The sequence below is a fragment of the Micromonospora mirobrigensis genome, from assembly GCF_900091555.1.
GTDB lineage: Bacteria > Actinomycetota > Actinomycetes > Mycobacteriales > Micromonosporaceae > Micromonospora > Micromonospora mirobrigensis.
This window is the reverse complement of sequence record NZ_FMCX01000001.1, coordinates 1,048,949-1,066,427: the sequence shown is the minus strand read 5'-3', so window position 1 is coordinate 1,066,427 and position 17,479 is coordinate 1,048,949. Positions and strand designations below refer to the sequence as shown.

General features: G+C 73.4%; 17 protein-coding genes. 12 read left to right on the top strand and 5 right to left on the bottom strand.

Annotation, left to right across the window (positions count from 1 at the left end; all coding sequences use genetic code 11):
* The first annotated feature begins 50 nt into the window (after window positions 1-50).
* The 3 genes from GA0070564_RS04995 to GA0070564_RS04985 all read left to right on the top strand — a co-directional run bounded on the left by GA0070564_RS04995 (window position 51) and on the right by GA0070564_RS04985 (window position 2,483).
* The gene (locus GA0070564_RS04995; RefSeq protein WP_091603086.1) at window positions 51-356 is read left to right on the top strand and encodes a type II toxin-antitoxin system VapB family antitoxin; all 306 of its coding nucleotides are present in this window, start codon (window positions 51-53) and stop codon (window positions 354-356) included.
* A gap of 89 nt (window positions 357-445) precedes the next feature.
* Window positions 446-1,606: an acyl-CoA dehydrogenase family protein gene (locus GA0070564_RS04990; protein WP_091604581.1), complete on the top strand. Its 1,161-nt coding sequence runs from the start codon at window positions 446-448 to the stop codon at window positions 1,604-1,606.
* Window positions 1,607-1,706: 100 nt separating this feature from the next.
* Window positions 1,707-2,483 carry a DUF4230 domain-containing protein gene (locus GA0070564_RS04985; RefSeq protein WP_091603083.1) on the top strand — a complete coding sequence of 259 codons (777 nt, stop codon included), beginning with the start codon at window positions 1,707-1,709 and terminating at the stop codon, window positions 2,481-2,483.
* Window positions 2,484-2,534: 51 nt separating this feature from the next.
* Here GA0070564_RS04985 and GA0070564_RS04980 read toward each other — a convergent pair whose 3' ends face one another.
* Window positions 2,535-2,738 (bottom strand): PspC domain-containing protein, encoded by a 204-nt coding sequence (locus tag GA0070564_RS04980; RefSeq protein WP_091603080.1) that lies wholly within the window; start codon window positions 2,736-2,738, stop codon window positions 2,535-2,537.
* A gap of 810 nt (window positions 2,739-3,548) precedes the next feature.
* On the opposite strand from GA0070564_RS04980, the gene GA0070564_RS04975 reads away from it, so the two are divergent.
* The 3 genes from GA0070564_RS04975 (at window position 3,549) to GA0070564_RS04965 (ending at window position 8,676) form a co-directional block, all read left to right on the top strand.
* Window positions 3,549-4,919, top strand: coding sequence for an L-serine ammonia-lyase (locus tag GA0070564_RS04975; protein ID WP_091603077.1), 1,371 nt, complete (start codon window positions 3,549-3,551; stop codon window positions 4,917-4,919).
* Between the two features lie 75 nt (window positions 4,920-4,994).
* Window positions 4,995-7,226, top strand: a complete 2,232-nt coding sequence (locus tag GA0070564_RS04970) for a bifunctional glycosyltransferase/CDP-glycerol:glycerophosphate glycerophosphotransferase (protein WP_091603074.1) — start codon at window positions 4,995-4,997, stop codon at window positions 7,224-7,226.
* A 145-nt stretch (window positions 7,227-7,371) separates the two neighbouring features.
* Window positions 7,372-8,676: an ABC transporter ATP-binding protein gene (locus GA0070564_RS04965; RefSeq protein ID WP_091604578.1), complete on the top strand. Its 1,305-nt coding sequence runs from the start codon at window positions 7,372-7,374 to the stop codon at window positions 8,674-8,676.
* 65 nt (window positions 8,677-8,741) lie between these two features.
* Here GA0070564_RS04965 and GA0070564_RS04960 read toward each other — a convergent pair whose 3' ends face one another.
* The gene (locus GA0070564_RS04960) at window positions 8,742-9,074 is read right to left on the bottom strand and encodes a hypothetical protein (RefSeq protein ID WP_091603071.1); all 333 of its coding nucleotides are present in this window, start codon (window positions 9,072-9,074) and stop codon (window positions 8,742-8,744) included.
* A gap of 121 nt (window positions 9,075-9,195) precedes the next feature.
* Here GA0070564_RS04960 and GA0070564_RS04955 point away from each other — a divergent pair, with 121 nt between their 5' ends.
* The 3 genes from GA0070564_RS04955 to GA0070564_RS04945 are packed head-to-tail and all read left to right on the top strand — an operon-like array spanning window position 9,196 to window position 12,839.
* Window positions 9,196-9,663: a DUF4442 domain-containing protein gene (locus GA0070564_RS04955; RefSeq protein ID WP_091603068.1), complete on the top strand. Its 468-nt coding sequence runs from the start codon at window positions 9,196-9,198 to the stop codon at window positions 9,661-9,663.
* A gap of 57 nt (window positions 9,664-9,720) precedes the next feature.
* Window positions 9,721-10,470, top strand: a complete 750-nt coding sequence (locus GA0070564_RS04950) for an HAD family hydrolase (RefSeq protein WP_091603066.1) — start codon at window positions 9,721-9,723, stop codon at window positions 10,468-10,470.
* Window positions 10,467-12,839 carry a glycoside hydrolase family 65 protein gene (locus GA0070564_RS04945; RefSeq protein WP_091603063.1) on the top strand — a complete coding sequence of 791 codons (2,373 nt, stop codon included), beginning with the start codon at window positions 10,467-10,469 and terminating at the stop codon, window positions 12,837-12,839. The genes GA0070564_RS04950 and GA0070564_RS04945 overlap by 4 nt, the downstream gene beginning before the upstream one ends.
* A gap of 42 nt (window positions 12,840-12,881) precedes the next feature.
* On the opposite strand, the gene GA0070564_RS04940 is transcribed toward GA0070564_RS04945, so the two are convergent.
* Window positions 12,882-13,061, bottom strand: a complete 180-nt coding sequence (locus GA0070564_RS04940) for a hypothetical protein (protein ID WP_091603060.1) — start codon at window positions 13,059-13,061, stop codon at window positions 12,882-12,884.
* Window positions 13,062-13,334: 273 nt separating this feature from the next.
* Here GA0070564_RS04940 and GA0070564_RS04935 point away from each other — a divergent pair, with 273 nt between their 5' ends.
* Window positions 13,335-13,772, top strand: a complete 438-nt coding sequence (locus GA0070564_RS04935; RefSeq protein ID WP_091603057.1) for a hypothetical protein — start codon at window positions 13,335-13,337, stop codon at window positions 13,770-13,772.
* 67 nt (window positions 13,773-13,839) lie between these two features.
* Window positions 13,840-14,487, top strand: a complete 648-nt coding sequence (locus GA0070564_RS04930; protein WP_091603055.1) for a dienelactone hydrolase family protein — start codon at window positions 13,840-13,842, stop codon at window positions 14,485-14,487.
* On the opposite strand, the gene GA0070564_RS04925 is transcribed toward GA0070564_RS04930, so the two are convergent.
* Both GA0070564_RS04925 and GA0070564_RS04920 read right to left on the bottom strand, forming a co-directional pair.
* Complete coding sequence (locus GA0070564_RS04925) at window positions 14,476-15,618, bottom strand: AI-2E family transporter (protein ID WP_245669807.1); 1,143 nt, start codon at window positions 15,616-15,618, stop codon at window positions 14,476-14,478. The two genes, GA0070564_RS04930 and GA0070564_RS04925, sit on opposite strands and share 12 nt — an antisense overlap.
* A gap of 43 nt (window positions 15,619-15,661) precedes the next feature.
* The gene (locus tag GA0070564_RS04920; protein WP_091603052.1) at window positions 15,662-17,140 is read right to left on the bottom strand and encodes a hypothetical protein; all 1,479 of its coding nucleotides are present in this window, start codon (window positions 17,138-17,140) and stop codon (window positions 15,662-15,664) included.
* A gap of 113 nt (window positions 17,141-17,253) precedes the next feature.
* On the opposite strand from GA0070564_RS04920, the gene GA0070564_RS04915 reads away from it, so the two are divergent.
* The gene (locus GA0070564_RS04915) at window positions 17,254-17,439 is read left to right on the top strand and encodes an antitoxin (protein WP_091603049.1); all 186 of its coding nucleotides are present in this window, start codon (window positions 17,254-17,256) and stop codon (window positions 17,437-17,439) included.
* The last annotated feature ends 40 nt before the right edge of the window (window positions 17,440-17,479 follow it).

Sequence of the window (17,479 nt, the reverse complement as noted above, 5' to 3'; positions counted from 1 at the left end):
ACGACGGCGGTTAGGCTGGCACGATCCGACACGGGGGAGGGGAGCGTGCCGTGATTTTCAGAGCGGTCCGGGACGGACGTCCCTACCCGGAGCACAACTACACGCTCAAGCAGTGGGCGGAGATCCCGCCGCGCCCGCTGCGGCTGGACCAGTTGATCACCACGAAGCGGGAGTTGGCGCTGGACAAGCTCCTCGCCGAGGACTCGACCTTCTACGGCGACCTCTTCCCGCACGTGGTGCAGTGGAACGGCGGCCTCTATCTGGAGGACGGCCTGCACCGGGCGCTGCGGGCGGCGTTGCAGCAGCGCAACCAGATCCACGCCCGGGTGCTGGTGCTCGGCACCCCGGTGGAGTGACGCGTTCCTGAGTCTTCGTTAAGGTGGGCCGCATGACCGAACGCACCGAGCGGAGCGAGGGCCGTGAGGACATGCGCGGCCGGCACCGCATGACCGCACTCGACCTGCTGGACATCGACGCGTCGCTGGGCGAGGAGGAGCGGGAGATCCGCGCCGTCGTGCGCCGGCTCGTCGACGACCGGGTACGCCCGCACGTCGCCGGCTGGTACGAGGACGGCCAGGTCCCGGCCCGCGAACTGGCCCGCGAGTTCGGCAAGCTCGGCCTGCTCGGCATGCACCTGACCGGGTACGGCTGCGCCGGCGCCTCCGCCGTCGCGTACGGGCTGGCCTGCCTGGAACTGGAGGCCGGCGACTCGGGGGTCCGCTCGCTGGTCTCGGTGCAGGGCTCGCTGGCCATGTACGCCATCTGGCGCTACGGCAGTGAGGAGCAGAAGCAGCGCTGGCTACCCGCCATGGCGACCGGCGAGGCGATCGGCTGCTTCGGGCTGACCGAGCCGGACCACGGCTCCGACCCGGCGTCGATGGCCACCCGGGCCCGCCGCGACGGCGACGACTGGATCCTCGACGGCGCCAAGATGTGGATCACCAACGCGCCGATCGCCGACGTCGCGGTGATCTGGGCCCGCACCGACGACGGCGTGCGCGGTTTCGCCGTACCGATGGACACGCCGGGGGTCACCGCCCGGGAGATCCGGCGCAAGATGTCGCTGCGCGCGTCGCTGACCGGCGAGGTCGTCCTCGACGGCGTCCGCCTCCCGGCGGACGCCCGACTGCCCGAGGCGGTCGGCCTGAAGGCGCCGCTGAGCTGCCTGACCGAGGCGCGGCACGGCATCGTCTGGGGCGCGCTCGGCGCGGCCCGCGACTGCCTGGAGACCACCCTGGAGTACGCGACCACCCGCACCCAGTTCGGCCGGCCGCTGGCCGGCTTCCAGCTCACCCAGGCCAAGCTCGCCGACATGGCCGTCGAGTGGAACAAGGGCCTGCTGCTGGCGCTGCACCTGGGCCGGCTCGCCGACGCCGGGTCGCTGCGCCCGGCGCAGGTCAGCGTGGGCAAGCTGAACAACGTGCGGGAGGCGCTGGCGATCGCCCGGCAGTGCCGCACGATCCTCGGCGCCAACGGCGTCTCGGGTGAATACCCGATCATGCGGCACGCCAACAACCTGGAGAGCGTGCTCACCTACGAGGGCACCTCGGAGATCCACCAGCTGGTCATCGGGCAGACCCTGACCGGCGTCTCCGCGTTCGCCTGAGCTGCGCGTTCACCCGTTCGGGGCGCTCGCCGCGCGGGTGTCGCACGGTGCCCGTACCGTCATCACCAGTCGATGTACTGCCACGAGGACGGTGAGGGCGATGGCCCGCGACGGTGACATCAACGAACCCACCAGGGAATACCCGGAATATCCGACCGGGACGGACCTGGAGCGACGGTTGGACGACCCCGCCGGCCCCGGCGGGCCGCCACCGTCGGCCGCTCCCCGGGGGCCGGGCGCGCCGACCCGGGGCCTGCTCTGGGTGCTCGGCGCGGCGGCGCTGGTGCTGGTGGCGCTGCTCGCCACCCAGGCCACCGGCATCTTCCCGCACTTCCGTAACCCGTTCGCCGAGCAGCAGACCGACCGCAGCCAGCCGCCGCTGCTGAAGTCGATCCAGGACCTCAGCCGCTACGTCGCCGCGGAGGGCAACTTCCAGGTGGTGGTGGACACCCAGAAGGACCGGACCAACGTGCCGGACTTCCTGCTCAACGAGCGCACCCTCTTCGTCGGGGCGGGCAGCGTCGAGGCGTACGTCGACTTCTCGAAGATCTCCGAGGGGGCGATCGTGGAGTCCGCCGACGGGAAGTCCGTCGAGATCAAGCTGCCCGCGCCGCAGCTCGGCGAGACCAACCTCGACCTGGACAAGAGCTATGTCTTCGCCGAGCAGCGCGGCCTGCTCAACCGCCTGGGTGACCTGGTCGGCAACGACCCGAACCGGCAGCAGCAGGTCTACAAGCTGGCCGAGGAGCGGATCACCGGGGCGGCGCGGGACAGCGGCCTGAGCCAGCGCGCCGAGCAGAACACCCGCAAGATGCTGGAGGGGCTGCTCCGGTCGCTGGGCTACGAGAAGGTGACCGTCACCTACACCGCACCCTGACAGCGCGGGAGGCCGCGAGGGTGAACCCCTCGCGGCCTCCCGACGGGTCGGTCAGTAGCGGGTGTTGTACTTGTCCTCGTTCGGCATCAGCACCCAGAGGACCAGGTAGACGATGACCTGCGTGCCGGGCAGCAGCAGGGACAGGATGAAGAGCAGCCGGATCAGACCGGCGGAGGTGTTGAAGCGACGGGCCAGGCCGGCGCAGACACCGGCGAGCATGCGTCCCTCACGGGGGCGGACCAGTTTGCGGTTCATCGTCGTACTCCCACTCTGCGCGGCTGTCCGCCGCGCTGTGTCCAACGGTAGAGAGCGGAGGCCACCTCGCCCTCCGTCTCCGGGTGGATCCGGCGGCCCCGTACCCGTAGGGAGTTACCCGGGTCGCGCCCCGCCAACGCCTGCGGCCCGGTGGAAGAGGACGACCACCACATCGGGTCACCGGCGTCAGCGCCCGCTGCGTCTCCCCGGGCGGCACCTGTGGCGAAGCCTTTCGAGCTGATGGCGTAGACGATTCACTGATCGCAGGCGACAGCCCGGCCCGGGCGTCCGGCCCGACCGTCGGGGCTCGCCGGATTGGTGGAGACCCGGCCTGGGGGGGCCTGGGCGGGATCGTCGGGGCTTGCCGGGTCCGCGGTTCGCGACGCTGCGTGACGGCACCGGTCCGGGGCCGGCCGGTCTTGGAGCCCGGGCGGATCGTCCGGGCTCGTGGGTTCGTGGTGGGCTGGGTCGTCGGGCCCGGTCCGTGGTCGCCCTGTCTGCGGAGTCGACCAGGCCCCCGGTCTGATCCGTTTGCGTCATCAGGTCGAAAGGGGGCGCGACGGATCAGGCCACCCGCCGTGCCCGCTCGACGAGGCGGGCGCTGCGACCTCCGACATCCGCTGTCGGCCGGTGGGTGGCCGACGGACGGACGGGCGTGGTGGGCGGCGGGGGCGGGTACCTGACGGGGGGAGGTAGGCTCGCCGGTCGGGCCGGCCACACCCCGGACGGCTCCGAGCGCCGCCCTGACCAGGGCGGTCACCACCCGGGCCGGGCTCCGCACGACGGGGACGGCGGCGAGGAAGTGCAGCCATGATCAGTGTCTTCGACCTCTTCAGCGTCGGCATCGGCCCGTCGAGTTCGCACACCGTGGGTCCGATGCGGGCCGCCCGTACCTTCGTGACCGGGCTCAAGGCCGACGGCCTGCTCAGCGACACCACGCGGGTCCGCGCCGAGCTGTTCGGCTCGCTGGGCGCCACCGGCCACGGCCACGGCAGCGACCGGGCGGTGCTGCTCGGGCTGGAGGGGGAGGCGCCGGAGACGGTCGACACCGACTCGGTCGGCCCTCGGGTCGCCCGGATCCGCGCCGAGCGGCGGATCGCCCTGCACGGCGCCCACGAGATCGACTTCGACCCGGACCGTGACCTGGTGCTGCACCGGCGTCGCTCGCTGCCGTACCACCCGAACGGGATGACCTTCGCCGCGTACGACGCGACGGGCGCGCAGCTGCGGGCCCGCACGTACTACTCGGTCGGCGGCGGGTTCGTGGTCGACGAGGAGGCGGCCGGGGCGGACCGGATCAAGCCGGACACCACCGCCGTGCGGTACCCGTTCTACACCGGGGCCGAGCTGCTCGAGGTGACCTCCGCCACCGGGCTGTCGATCAGCGAGGTGATGCTCGCCAACGAGCGGTCCTGGCGCAGCGAGGCGGAGATCCGCGACGGCCTGCTGGAGATCTGGCGGGTGATGCGGGAGTGCGTCGAGTCCGGTTGCGAGCGGGACGGGGTGCTGCCCGGCGGGCTGAAGGTCCGCCGCCGCGCCGCCGAGCTGCGCCGCAGCCTGGCCGAGGAGGCCGACTCCACCGACCCGCTGCGGGCGATGGACTGGGTGACGCTCTTCGCGCTGGCCGTGAACGAGGAGAACGCCGCCGGCGGCCGGGTGGTCACCGCCCCCACCAACGGCGCGGCCGGGATCATCCCGGCGGTGCTGCACTACTACACCCGGTTCGTGCCGGGCGCCTCCGACGAGGGGGTGGTGCGCTTCCTGCTCGCCGCCGGCGCGATCGGGGTGCTGTTCAAGGAGAACGCGTCGATCTCCGGCGCCGAGGTCGGCTGCCAGGGCGAGGTCGGTTCGGCCTGCTCGATGGCCGCCGGCGGGCTGGCCGAGGCGCTCGGCGGCACCCCGGAGCAGGTGGAGAACGCCGCCGAGATCGGGATGGAGCACAACCTCGGGCTCACCTGCGACCCGGTCGGCGGCCTGGTGCAGATCCCCTGCATCGAGCGGAACGCGGTGGCCAGCATCAAGGCGATCACCGCCGCCCGGCTGGCGCTGCGCGGCGACGGGGTGCACCACGTCTCGCTGGACAAGGTCATCAAGACCATGCGGGAGACCGGCGCCGACATGAAGGTCAAGTACAAGGAGACCGCGCGCGGCGGCCTCGCGGTCAACGTGATCGAGTGCTGAGCTTGGGCGATTAGCCGCTCTTGTTGTCATCCGTGGCGATTAGAGTGGTGCTGTTCCCGGACGGAGGGACGGCCGATGACCCTGCTCAGCATCGTCGTACCGGCCCACCGGGTGCAGGGTTACCTGCGCGAGTGCCTGGACTCGATCCTCGGGCAGCCGGTCGACGACCTCCAGGTGGTCGCCGTCGACGACGCCTCACCGGACGCCTGCGGCGCCATCATCGACGAGTACGCCGCCCGCGACCCGCGGGTGCTCGCCGTACACCTGGAAACCAACGCCGGCCTCGGCCCGGCGCGCAACGTCGGCCTCGACCGGGCCGACGGCGCGTACGTCTGGTTCCTCGACGGGGACGACTGGCTCGAACCCGACTGCCTGCCCGCGGTGGCCGACCGGCTGCGTGGCACCCGCCCCGACGTGCTCCTGGTCGACCACGTGCGGCGGCGCTGGGACGACCGGCCGATCCCCAGCGTCCTCGCCGAGGTCTTCCCCGACCCGCCCGGCGAGCAGACCTTCCCGCTGCGGGAACGCCCCGAGGCGCTGCGCCTGCTGCACACCGCGTGGAACCGGATCGTCCGCCGCGACTTCCTCGTCGACCTCGGGCTGCGCTTCCCGACCGGCTGGTACGAGGACGTGCCGTTCAGCTACCCGGTGCTGCTCGCCGCCGGGCGGATCGGCGTGCTGGACCGGGTCTGCGTCAACTACCGGCAGCGGCGGCTCGGGGCGATCACCCGGACCCGGGGCGACCGCCACCTGGAGGCCATCGACCAGTGGGAACGGGTGTTCCGCTGGTTGGACGGTCAGGGGCCGGCGGTGGACCCGCTGCGGTCGGTGGTCTTCGAACGGATGGTCTGGCACTGCCTCTGCGTGCTCGGCAACGGGGAACGGATCGCCCCCGACCTGCGGCCGGTCTTCTTCGCCCGGCTCGTCGCCGCGTACACCCGGTGGTTGCCGGCGGGCGGGTATCCGGTGCCGGCGGGGCCGGAGGGGCTGCGGCACCGGCTGGTGGCGGCCGGGCGGTGGCCGGCGTACCGGGCGCTGCTCGCCGCCGACCGGGCCCGCGCGGCGGCCGGGACGGCCCGGCGACGGGTGACCCCGGTGGTCCGGCGGGCCGCCCGGCTCGGTCGGGACGCCCTGCGCTACGAGTACTACCTGGCCGAGCTGCGCCGGCCGATCGACCCGACGTTGGCCCTCTACGCCGCCTACTGGTACCGCGGCTACGCCTGCAACCCGGCCGCGATCTACGCCGCCGCCCGCCGGCTGGCCCCGCACGTGCGCGGGGTGTGGATCGTCCGCCCCGACAAGGTGGCCACCCTGCCGCCCGGGGTGGAGTACGTGGTGGCCGGCACGCTGGCCTACTACCGGGCGCTGGCCCGGGCCCGCTGGCTGGTCAACAACGTGAACTTCCCCGACTTCGTCCACAAGCGACCCGGCTCGGTGCACGTGCAGACCCACCACGGCACCCCGGTCAAGGTGATGGGGCTCGATCAGCAGCGCTACCCGCTCGGCGCGCTGGGGATGGACTTCGCGAAGCTGCTGCGCCGGATCGACCGGTGGGACCACAGCATCAGCGCGAACAGCTTCTCCAGCCAGATGTGGGAGCGGGCCTACCCGGCGGCGTACACCACGCTGGAGGTGGGCTACCCGCGCAACGACCGGCTGGTCACCGCCACCGCCGAGGAGGTACGCGCCGCCCGCGCCCGGCTCGGCATCGGCCCGGACGACCGGGTGGTGCTCTACGCCCCGACGCACCGCGAGCACCTGCCCGACTACCGGCCCTCGTTCGATCCGGAGCGGCTGCGTGACGCGCTCGGCCCGACCGGGCGGGTGCTGATGCGCAGCCACTACTTCCACGACCGGCGGCGACCCGAGCCCGGACGGGCCGTCGCCCGGGTCGCCGACGTCAGCGGGCACGACCCGGTGGAGGAGCTGTACCTGGCGGCGGACGTGCTGGTCAGCGACTACTCGTCGGCGATGTTCGACTACGCCGTCCTGGACCGCCCGATCGTGGTGTACGCCCCGGACCACGAGGCGTACCGGCTGGCCCGGGGGGTCTACTTCGATGTGACCGCCGAGCCGCCGGGGGCGGTGGCCGGCGACTTCGCCGGCCTGCTGGAGGCGTTCCGCTCCGGCGCGGTCACCGGGGCGGAGGCCACCGCCGCCAGGCGGCGCTTCCGGGAGCGGTTCTGCGCGCTGGAGGACGGGCACGCGGCGGAACGGGTGGCCCGTCGCGTCTTTCTGGACGAACCGGCGGCCCCGGTCACCGAACGTGCCGATCCCGGTCCGGCATTCGATACGGGGTGCCCCTGACCAGCAGTGGTGCCGTACGCTCTCGCGGCGCGTCGGTAACGGGGCCGTCACGAGCCGAACATGGAACGTTTACCCGATGTGCTGATCGAATGATCCTGGTCACAGTCAATCGCGGGTTCGGCCAGACGACGTGGGGGAGGAGACGGTGACCACCGTCGCGCTCAAGGATGTCACCAAGGTGTTCCAGGACGGCACACTCGCGGTGGACGCCGTCAATCTCGACGTCAACGACGGCGAGTTCATGGTGCTGCTCGGTCCGTCGGGCTGCGGCAAGTCGACGGTGCTGCGGATGGTCGCCGGCCTGGAGGACCCGACCTCCGGCGCCGTGATGCTCGACGGGGAGGTCGCCAACGACCTGCCGCCCCGCGAGCGGCGGATCGCCATGGTCTTCCAGGACTTCGCCCTCTATCCGCACATGACCGTCGGGGACAACATCGGCTTCCCGCTGCGGCTGGCCGGCGTCGAGCCGAACCCGCGCGGGGAACGGATCCAGGACGTGGCCAGCGCGCTGGGCATCGGCGACGTGCTCGGCCGCAAGCCCAGCCAGCTCTCCGGCGGCCAACGCCAGCGGGTGGCGATGGGGCGGGCGATAGTGCGCCGGCCCGGCCTGTTCCTGATGGACGAGCCGCTCTCCAACCTGGACAGCGGGCTCCGCGCCGAGTTGCGCGCGGAGATCTCCGGCCTCACCCGGGAACTCGGCGTCACCACCATCTACGTCACCCACGACCAGGCCGAGGCGCTGACCATGGCCGACCGGGTGGCCATCATGCGCAAGGGGGTGCTCCAGGACGTCGGCACCCCCACCCAGGTGTACGGCCGCCCGGCCACCCTCTACGTCGCCGCCTTCCTGGGCAGCCCGCGGATGAACCTGCTGGAGGCGTCGGTCTACGTCCACCTCGACCGGTACGTCACCCTCACCCTCGGCGACCAGGCGCTCTACCTGCCCTGGGACGACATCCGCAGCCGGGCCGTCGCGCACTACCACGGGGAGCGGATCGTGGTCGGCATGCGGGCCGAGGCGCTCACCCCGGTCGCCCCGGACACCCCCGGCGACGTGCTCCAGGGCCGGATCCGCTACCTGGAACACCACGGGCACGAGTCGCTGGCCTTCCTCGACATCGGCGCCACCGCCGTGATGGTCGACGAGATGGGCGGCGCGGTCGACGACGCCCCGCCCGGGCAGCGCGGGCTGCGCCGGTTCGGCCAGGTGATGCAGCGGCTGAAGGGGCGCGCCGGCGAGTCACAGCCGGAGCCGGTGTCCGGGTCCGGCAACCGGACCAGTGTGCTGCCCGACCCGGGCCGGCACCACCGCCGGCCGGCCGAGCTGGCGGTGCGGCTGGCGCCGTACCCGGCGGTGTCGGCGGGGGCGCCGCTGGCCGTGCAGGTCCGGATGGACGCGCTGCACTTCTTCGACGAGCGCGGCGACCGCATCGACGTCGGCTGGCGCTGAGGTGTAAGGAGGGGCCCCCTGTTAACGCATTTCGTATAGCAGGGGCCCCTTCTTAACGCCCCGGCTCACGGGTCGGCCGGCCGGCGGCGGTAGGGGCCCCAGGCCACGAACCGCTGGAACAGCTCGGCCGGTGACGGGCCGCCGTCGGGGTTCAGCCGGTAGAGGTCGCGCGCCGCCTCGTAGAGCAGCCCGCACAGGTAGAGCGACAGGCCGACCTGGTTGTCGGCGTACTCCGCCTTGAGCAGCAGCCGGGCGTCCGGGCACGGCCACGGCCGCCCGCAGGCCCGGCAGCACCACATCGGCCGCAGCGGCGTGTGCGGCGGGGCTTGGTGCGGGTAGGGCCGGGGCCGGTCCGCAGGCGGGCCGTCGCCCGGCTGCGGCAGTCGGTGGCTGATCATGACTGCTCGTCCGGGGTACGCGGGCGCGGTTGGGGTGTTAATAGGGGGCCCCTGCTATACCGGAGGCGTTAACAAGGGGCCCCTCCTTGCACCGCAAGTTACTGGCGAGTAGCGTTCGGGCATGTCCATCGACTCTCGCCAGGTGGCGGCAGGTCTGCTGGAGGCAGTGCCGTTCGCCCGTACGCTCGGAATCGAATTCGTCGAGGTGGCCCCGGAGGCCGACGGAGGCGTACGTGCCGTCGTCCGCCTCCCGGACGCCCCCGAGCACCACAACCACGTCGGCGGCCCGCACGCCGGCGCCATGTTCACCCTCGGCGAGACCGCCTCCGGCGCCGTGGTGCTGGCCGCCTTCACGCCGGTGCTGGACCGGGCGGTGCCGCTGGCCGTCACGGCGGAGATCGCGTACAAGAAGGTGGCGATGGGGCCGGTGCTGGCCACCGCGCGGCTCGGCCGGCCGGTCGCCGACGTCCTCGCCGAGCTGGACGCCGGCAGGCGGCCGGAGTTCCCGGTCGTGGTCGAGATCGGCACCGAGGACGGCACCGTCACCTCGCTACTGACGGTGGTCTGGACGCTACGCCCCAACCGCTGACTCGCCGCGCCGGGCGAATCGGGTTTGCCCGGCCCCTCCGGTGGATAGATTCGCACCATGCTGGGCCTACCCGCGCACGTCACCGCATGTCTCTTCGATCTGGACGGTGTGCTGACGCAGACCGCGAAGGTCCACAACGCCGCCTGGGCGGAGACCTTCGACGCGTACCTGCGGCACCGTTCCGAGACCACAGGCGAGCCGTTCCGGCCGTTCGACCCCGGCCCGGACTACAACCGGTACGTCGACGGTCGCCCCCGCGCCGACGGCGTCCGCACCTTCCTCGCCTCCCGGGGCATCACCCTGCCCGAGGGGGACCCCGACGACCCGCCGGAGGCGGAGACCGTCAACGGGCTGGGCAACCGCAAGAACGTGCTGCTGCTCGAGCGGATCCACACCGACGGCGTCGACGCGTACGAAGGCTCGGTGCGCTACCTCAAGGCCGCCGCCGACGCCGGGCTGCGCCGGGCGGTGGTCTCGGCCAGCGCCAACTGCCGCGACGTGGTGGCCGCCGCCGGGCTGGAACCGCTGCTGGAGGCCCGGGTCGACGGGGTGGTCGCCCGCTCCGAGGGGCTGCGCGGCAAGCCCCACCCGGACACCTTCCTGGCCGGGGCGAAACTGCTCGGCGTCGACCCCGCCAACGCGGCCGTCTTCGAGGACGCGCTGGCCGGCGTGGAGGCCGGCCGGGCCGGCAACTTCGGGTACGTGATCGGCGTGGACCGGGTCGGCCAGGCCGACGCGCTGCGCGAGCACGGCGCCGACGTGGTCGTCACCGACCTCGCCCAACTGCTGGACGGGGTCGCCCGGTGATCCGGGAACGGGCGTACCCGGTCGAGCCCTGGCACGTCCGGGAGACCCGGCTGGACATGGACGTGCTGGCCCAGTCCGAGTCGGTCTTCGCCCTCTCCAACGGGCACGTCGGGCTGCGCGGCAACCTCGACGAGGGCGAGCCGCACGGCCTGCCCGGCACCTACCTCAACTCCTTCTACGAGCTGCGGCCCCTGCCGTACGCGGAGGCGGGTTTCGGTTTTCCCGAGTCCGGCCAGACGATCGTCAATGTCACCAACGGCAAGCTGATCCGGCTGCTGGTCGACGACGAACCGCTCGACGTGCGGTACGGCGAACTCCTCTCCCACGAGCGGGTGCTCGACCTGCGCGCCGGCACCCTGCACCGGGAGCTGCACTGGCGCTCCCCGGCCGGCCGGGAGGTCAAGGTCCGCAGCACCCGGCTGGTGTCGTTCACCCAGCGATCGGTGGCCGCCATCCACTACGAGGTGGAGGCCGTCGACGGCCCGCTGCGGCTGATCCTCCAGTCCGAGCTGGTCGCCAACGAGACCCTGCCGGCGCAGAGCCGCGACCCGCGGGTGGCCGCCGTGCTGGAGTCGCCGTTGCAGGCCGAGGAGGAGCTGACCACCGACGACGGCGGCCTGCTCATCCACCGCACCAAGGTCAGCGGACTGCGGGTTGCCGCCGCGATGGCCCACGACGTGCACGGCCCGGAACGCACCACCATCGAGTCCGAGGGGTACGAGGACTGGGTCCGCACCACCGTCGGCTGCGTGCTCAAGCCCGGCCAGACGCTGCGGGTGGTCAAGTACCTGACGTACGGCTGGTCCAGCCGCCGGTCCCTGCCCGCCCTGCGCGACCAGGTCGGCGCGGCGCTCGCCGCCGCCCGGCTGGACGGCTGGGACGGGCTGCGCCGGGCCCAGCGGGAATACCTCGACGAGTTCTGGGATGCCGCCGACGTGCGGGTCGAGGGCGACCCGGAGGTGCAGCAGGCCGTCCGGTTCGGGCTCTACCACGTGCTCCAGGCCGGCGCCCGCGCCGAACGCCGGCCGATCTCCGCCAAGGGCCTCACCGGCCCCGGGTACGACGGGCACGCCTTCTGGGACACCGAGATGTTCGTCCTGCCGGTGCTCACCTACACCCAGCCCAACGCGGCCCGGGACGCCCTGTACTGGCGGTACTCGATCCTCGACCAGGCCCAGGAGCGGGCCCGGACGTTGAACCTGCACGGAGCCGCCTTCCCGTGGCGGACCATCGAGGGGCCGGAGTCGTCGGCGTACTGGCCGGCCGGCACCGCCGCCTTCCACGTCGCCGCCGACGTCGCCGACGCGATGCGCCGCTACGTGCTCGCCACCGGCGACGAGGGGCTGGAACGGGAGATCGGCCTGGAGCTGCTGGTGGAGACCGCCCGGCTGTGGCGCTCGCTGGGCCACCACGACCGGCACGGCCGGTTCCACATCGACGGGGTGACCGGCCCCGACGAGTACACCGCCGTCAAGAACGACAACGTCTACACCAACCTGATGGCCCAGCGGAACCTCCTCACCGCCGCCGACTGCGCCATGCGCTACCGGGACCAGGCCATCGACCTGGGGGTCAGCGAGGAGGAGGCCGCCACCTGGCGGGACGCCGCGCACGCCATGCACATCCCGTACGACGACGGGCTCGACGTGCACGAGCAGGTGGAGGGCTTCACCCGGTTGCAGGAGTGGGACTTCGAGCACACACCGGCCGAGAAGTACCCGCTGCTGCTGCACTACCCGTACTTCGACCTGTACCGCAAGCAGGTGGTCAAGCAGGCCGACCTGGTGCTGGCCATGCACTGGCGGGGGGACGCGTTCACCCCCGAGCAGAAGGTCCGCAACTTCCTCTACTACGAGCGGCGTACCGTCCGCGACTCGTCGCTGTCGGCGTGCACCCAGGCGGTGATGGCCGCCGAGGTCGGGCACCCCGAACTGGCCCACCGCTACCTGCGCGAGGCCGCCCTGATGGACCTGCACGACCTCAACGAGAACACCCGCGACGGCGTACACATGGCATCGCTCGCGGGCGCGTGGATCGCGCTGGTCGCCGGCTTCGGTGGACTGCGCGACCACGACGGGACGCTCTCGTTCGCGCCCCGGCTCTCCAGCCGGTTGAGCCGGCTGGAGTTCTCCCTGCAGTGGCGGGGGATGCGGCTGCGGGTCGACGTGCGACCGCACCAGACGACGTACTCGCTGCGCAACGGCGGTTCCGGCTCGGAGCTGGAGCTGCGGCACCACGACGAGCGGATCCGGGTCACCACCGCCCAACCCGTCACCGTGCCGGTGCCGCCCGCCGAGGCCGCCGGCCCGCCACCCGAGCAGCCGCCGGGGCGGGAACCGCTGCTGCGGCTGCCGGAGAACGCGGTCTGACCCCGCCGCGCGGGCCCTGCGGCCCGCGCGGCGGGGTCAGGATCAGAACTGGCGTCCGTTGGACGGGCGGCCCGCGGCGTCGCGCGGGGCGGCCGTCCGCGGATCGTCGGCGGTACGCGCCTGCGCCGCCTCGTCCGCCCAGTCCCGACCGCGCTCGGCGTCCTGTTCGCGGCGGTCCCGCTGGGCGGTCTGCTGCCGGGGCTTGTCCTGCTGCTGGGCCATGGCGATCCTCGCGATCCGTCGGGGCGCGGCTGCGCCGGGTCGGTCCCCCGTCGCCTTCCCGATCACCCCGCACCCAAACGACCGCCGCGCCACCCACCCGAGCGCCCGTGGGCGGGCCATGATGCCTGTGGTCGGCGTTGCCGGCGGAGCGCAAGAAGCCGATCGAGTGATACCTCAGAGTCATATTGATGACCCTGAGGTATCGGACTCGCGCGCACTTACGGCCGCCGCTGCCGTCGCTCGGCGGGCGGGCCTGCGGCATACCCTGGCGGGATGGCCGCCGACGACGTGATCATCGAGCTGGGTACGCGCCCGCCGGGCGCAGACGAGTCCGAGGCTGCCCGGCGCATCCCCGACCGAGATGCGCGGGGCCGGCTGATCCGGCTGGACGGCCAGCTGGAGCTGGTCAACGCCGGGCCGGCGGCGGTCGAGGTGCGGTCGGCGCAGGCCCGGCAGCCGGGTGTGCTGGTTCGCGACACGGGCCGGTCCCGGCTGCTGCGTCCCGGTGGTGTGGGGCGGTTGGACGTGGAGGTGCTGATCGAGTGCGGCGCGCTGTCCGGGGCGGAGCCGCTGTCGGTGCGGTTCTCGGCGGTGGCGGCCGACGGCGGGGCCCGGGAGGTCCGGTATCCGGTGGCGTTGAAGGGCAGTGTCTGGGACCGGGCGGCCACCCCGATGTGCGAGCAGCTGCCGATGCGTACGCGCAGCAGGTGAGCGGTGCGGACCCCGGGGTATGCGGGGCGCGCCGGGCGGCATCCGCCCGGGGTTGCGGAGGTCGGAGATGGAGACGCGCGCGGCGCTGATCCCGGTGGCCGGGGACGGGCTCCCCGCCGATCTGGTGATCCCGGACGACCCGGTGGGGGTGGTGCTCTTCGCGCACGGCAGCGGCAGCTCCCGCAAGAGCCCCCGCAACACGGCGGTGGCCCGGGTGCTGCACGACCGGGCCCTGGCCACGGTGCTGGTCGACCTGCTGACCGAGGCGGAGGACCGGGTGGACGCCCGGACCGCCGAGCTGCGCTTCGACATCGGGATGCTGGCCGACCGGCTGGCCGCGATCGTGGACTGGATGGCCGGTCAGCCGGAGGTGGGTCCGCTGCCGACCGGCCTCTTCGGGGCCAGTACGGGTGCCGCGGCGGCCCTGGTCGCGGCGGCGGCCCGACCGGACCGGGTGGGCGCGGTGGTCTCCCGAGGTGGCCGGCCGGACCTGGCCGGCGCCGCGCTGGAGCGGGTGCAGGCCCCGACGTTGTTGCTGGTCGGTGGCCTGGACGAGCAGGTGATCACGCTCAACGAGGAGGCCCTGGTGAAGCTGGGCGACCCCGGTGAGCTGCGGATCGTCCCCGGCGCCACGCACCTCTTCGAGGAGCCCGGCACGCTGGACCAGGTGGCCGACCAGGCCGCCACCTGGTTCGCCCTGCACCTACCCCGCTGAGCGGGGAGTGGCGGCGGCTACCCGTTCGCGATGGCGTTGGACGGTGTCGACGACGCGGTAGGCGACGGCGGCGATCGGCACCGAGACGAACGCGCCGGCGATGCCCGCGATCAGCGTGCCGGCGGTGACCACCACCAGGATGACCGCCGGGTGCAGCTGCACCTGACGCTTCATGATCAGTGGTTCGAGGAGGTTGCCCTCGATCTGCTGGACGGCGATCACCGCGGCCAGCACCAGCAGCGCCGTGGTCGGCCCCTTCGCGGCCAGCGCCACCAGCACCGCCACCGCGCCGGCCACCGTGGCACCGATGATCGGGATGAAGCCGCCCAGGAAGGTGATCAGCGCCAGCGGGAGGGCCAGCGGCACGCCGAGCAGCACCAGGGCCAGGCCGATGCCGATCGCGTCGATCGCCGCGATGATCATCGTGCCCCGGCTGTACGCGCCGAGGGTCCGCCAGCCGGCCCGGCCGGCCTCGGCGGTCACGTCCCGGTTCGGGCCGGTCAGCCGGCGCAGCACCCAGCGCCACATCGACCGGCCGTCCTTGAGCAGGAAGAAGAGCAGCACCAGGGCGAGTAGCGTCGAGCCGGCCACCTCGGCGGCCGTCCGTGCCCCGCCGACCGGGTCGAAACCACCGCCGAAACCGGACCGGACCTGGTCGATCAGCTTGTCCAGCTGGGCGTCGGAGACCGGCAGGGTGGAGGTGACGAAGTCCCGGCTGCGTTGCAGGCCCGCACCGAGCTGGTCGCTCAGCTCACCGAACTGGGCGGCGGTCAGCCGCCACACCAGCACGCCCACGCCGACCAGGATGCCGAGCAGCAGCAGGATGGTGAGCAGGGCCGCCGGCGCACCGGGCACCCGCAGCCGCCGCAGGAGCAGCAGCACCGGGTCGAGCAGCGCGGCCAGGAAGAGGGTGACCGCCAGGGCGATGGCCAGCGGCGCCAGCAGCACCGCCACCTTGCCGACCAGGTAGAGGCCGATGATCACCACGATCAGGCAGGCGCTCCACGCCACCGCCGTCCGGACCAGCCAGGGCAGCGCCGCCCAGGCCTGTCGCGGCCCGGGCCGCACGCCCGCCGCCGTCACCTCGGGCGTACGCCCGTCGTCCCCGCCCACACCGGTCTCCTCGGTCACGGCGGGTCGATACCCGATCGGCGTCGCCGCGACACCCGCCCGCTCAGCGTAGACCGGGCCAGGCCGCCAGGTAGCCGCCGCTCGCCGTGGACCGCCCGCCCGGGCCGCGGTGGAAGGGGCCGCGGTCGACCCGGGCCGCCACCGCCGCGATCCCCGAGCCCGCGGCCACCGCGCGGACCGTGCCGGCGCCGCCGTCGGTGAGCACCACCCAGGTGGTACGCCGGCGCAGGTCGGCCGAGAGCACCAGCACCCAGGCGTCGCCACCCGCGTACGGGGCGAGTCGCCGCCCGTTCAGGGTGATCCGGTCCCGGTCGGCGATCTGGTACGCGGAAACCCCGCCCGCGTACACCCGACCCTGCTCGTCGGCGGTGACCGCGGACGGGGTGATCGTGTTCCCCCGGTCCCCCTTGCTGGCGATCCGGGCCAGCAGGAACGTGCCGGCGAGCTGCCGCCCCGACGCCGGGTCGAACCGGGCCAGGTACGTCTGCTGGGCGTTGCCGGTGTTGAACGGCTGGGCGTACTTGTCGGCGCCGACGTTGGGGGCGTCCCGGCCGAGGTCCGCGGCGGAGCGGCCGAAGACGCTGTTCCCGCCGTCGGTCAGCCCGGCCAGGTAGAGCTTGCCGTCCCGGCCCAGCGCCACCCGCTCCACCCGGCTGTCGGCGCACCGGTCGCCGAGCTGCCCGGCCGGATGGTCGTACGCCCGCCAGCGCAGCCGGCCGCTCCGGTCGTACCCGTGCAGCCAGGGGATCTGCACGGTTCCGCAGGGCGGCGCGTTCACCTGGCGGTAGCCGCCGACGAGGACCAGGTCGTGCCGGTCGTCGACGGCCACGTCGTGCACCGTCCGCCCGTCCGGCCGCACGGTGGCCAGCGGCGCGCCGGTCCGGTCGTACACCTTGACCTGCCCGCCCACGACGGCGGCGACGGTGCCGGCGGTGCCGACGGACACCCGCTCGGCGGCGCCGGGGCGCTGCCAGCGCACGGCGCGGGCCGTCGGGTCGAGCAGCGCGACGCCCCGGTCGGTGGCCACGGCGATCTCCCCGCCGGGCCGGCGCACCTCCAGGTCGGCGACCGTTCCGGCCAGCCGGGTGACGCCGAGCAGCCGGCGCCCGGTGCCGTCGAGGCGCAGCACCGCGCCGGGACCGCGGCCGAGGGTGGTGGTGACGCCGCCGCGCACGTCGGTGAAGCGTCCACCCACGACGATCTCGCAGCGCGGCGTCACGTCCACCGCGTTGGCGCTGTCCTCGCCGGAGCCGCCCAGGTAGCCGGCGCTGCTGAGGTCGAGTTCACGGGCGGTGTCCGGGGCCGGCCGGGGGTCGGGGCAGCTGACCGGGGCGGCCGTCGGCGACGGGGAGGCGGTGGGGGAGCGGGTGGTGGCGGGCGGCCGGGCCGGTGTGGACGGCCCGGTCGCCGCCGGGTCGGCCCAGCGGGCCGGTGCGTCCGGCCGGTCCGGCGGGGCGGTGTCGCAGCCGGCGGCCACGGCGAGGGCGAGGAGGGCGGCGGTCAGGCGGTGGCGTCGCGGCACGGCGGGAAGCCCCTTCGGGGGAGGAGACGGCTGCGATCGTACGGCCCCGGCGGGTGTTTGCGGTCCGGACCCGAGGGAAGGCAGAAAGTACACCGAGTTGGAGGAGACGCGACATGAGTGACTTCATGGACAAGGCGCAGGACTTCGCCGACAAGCACGACAAGCAGGTCGACCAGGGCCTGGACAAGGCCGGCGACCAGGTCGACCAGCGCACCGGCGGCAAGTACGACAACCAGATCGACAAGGGCGTGGACATGGCCCAGCAGCGAACCGGCGAGGGCGACACCTCTCCGCGCTGAGCAGCACCCGACTCCCGGGTCACCGCGCGACGGTGGCCCG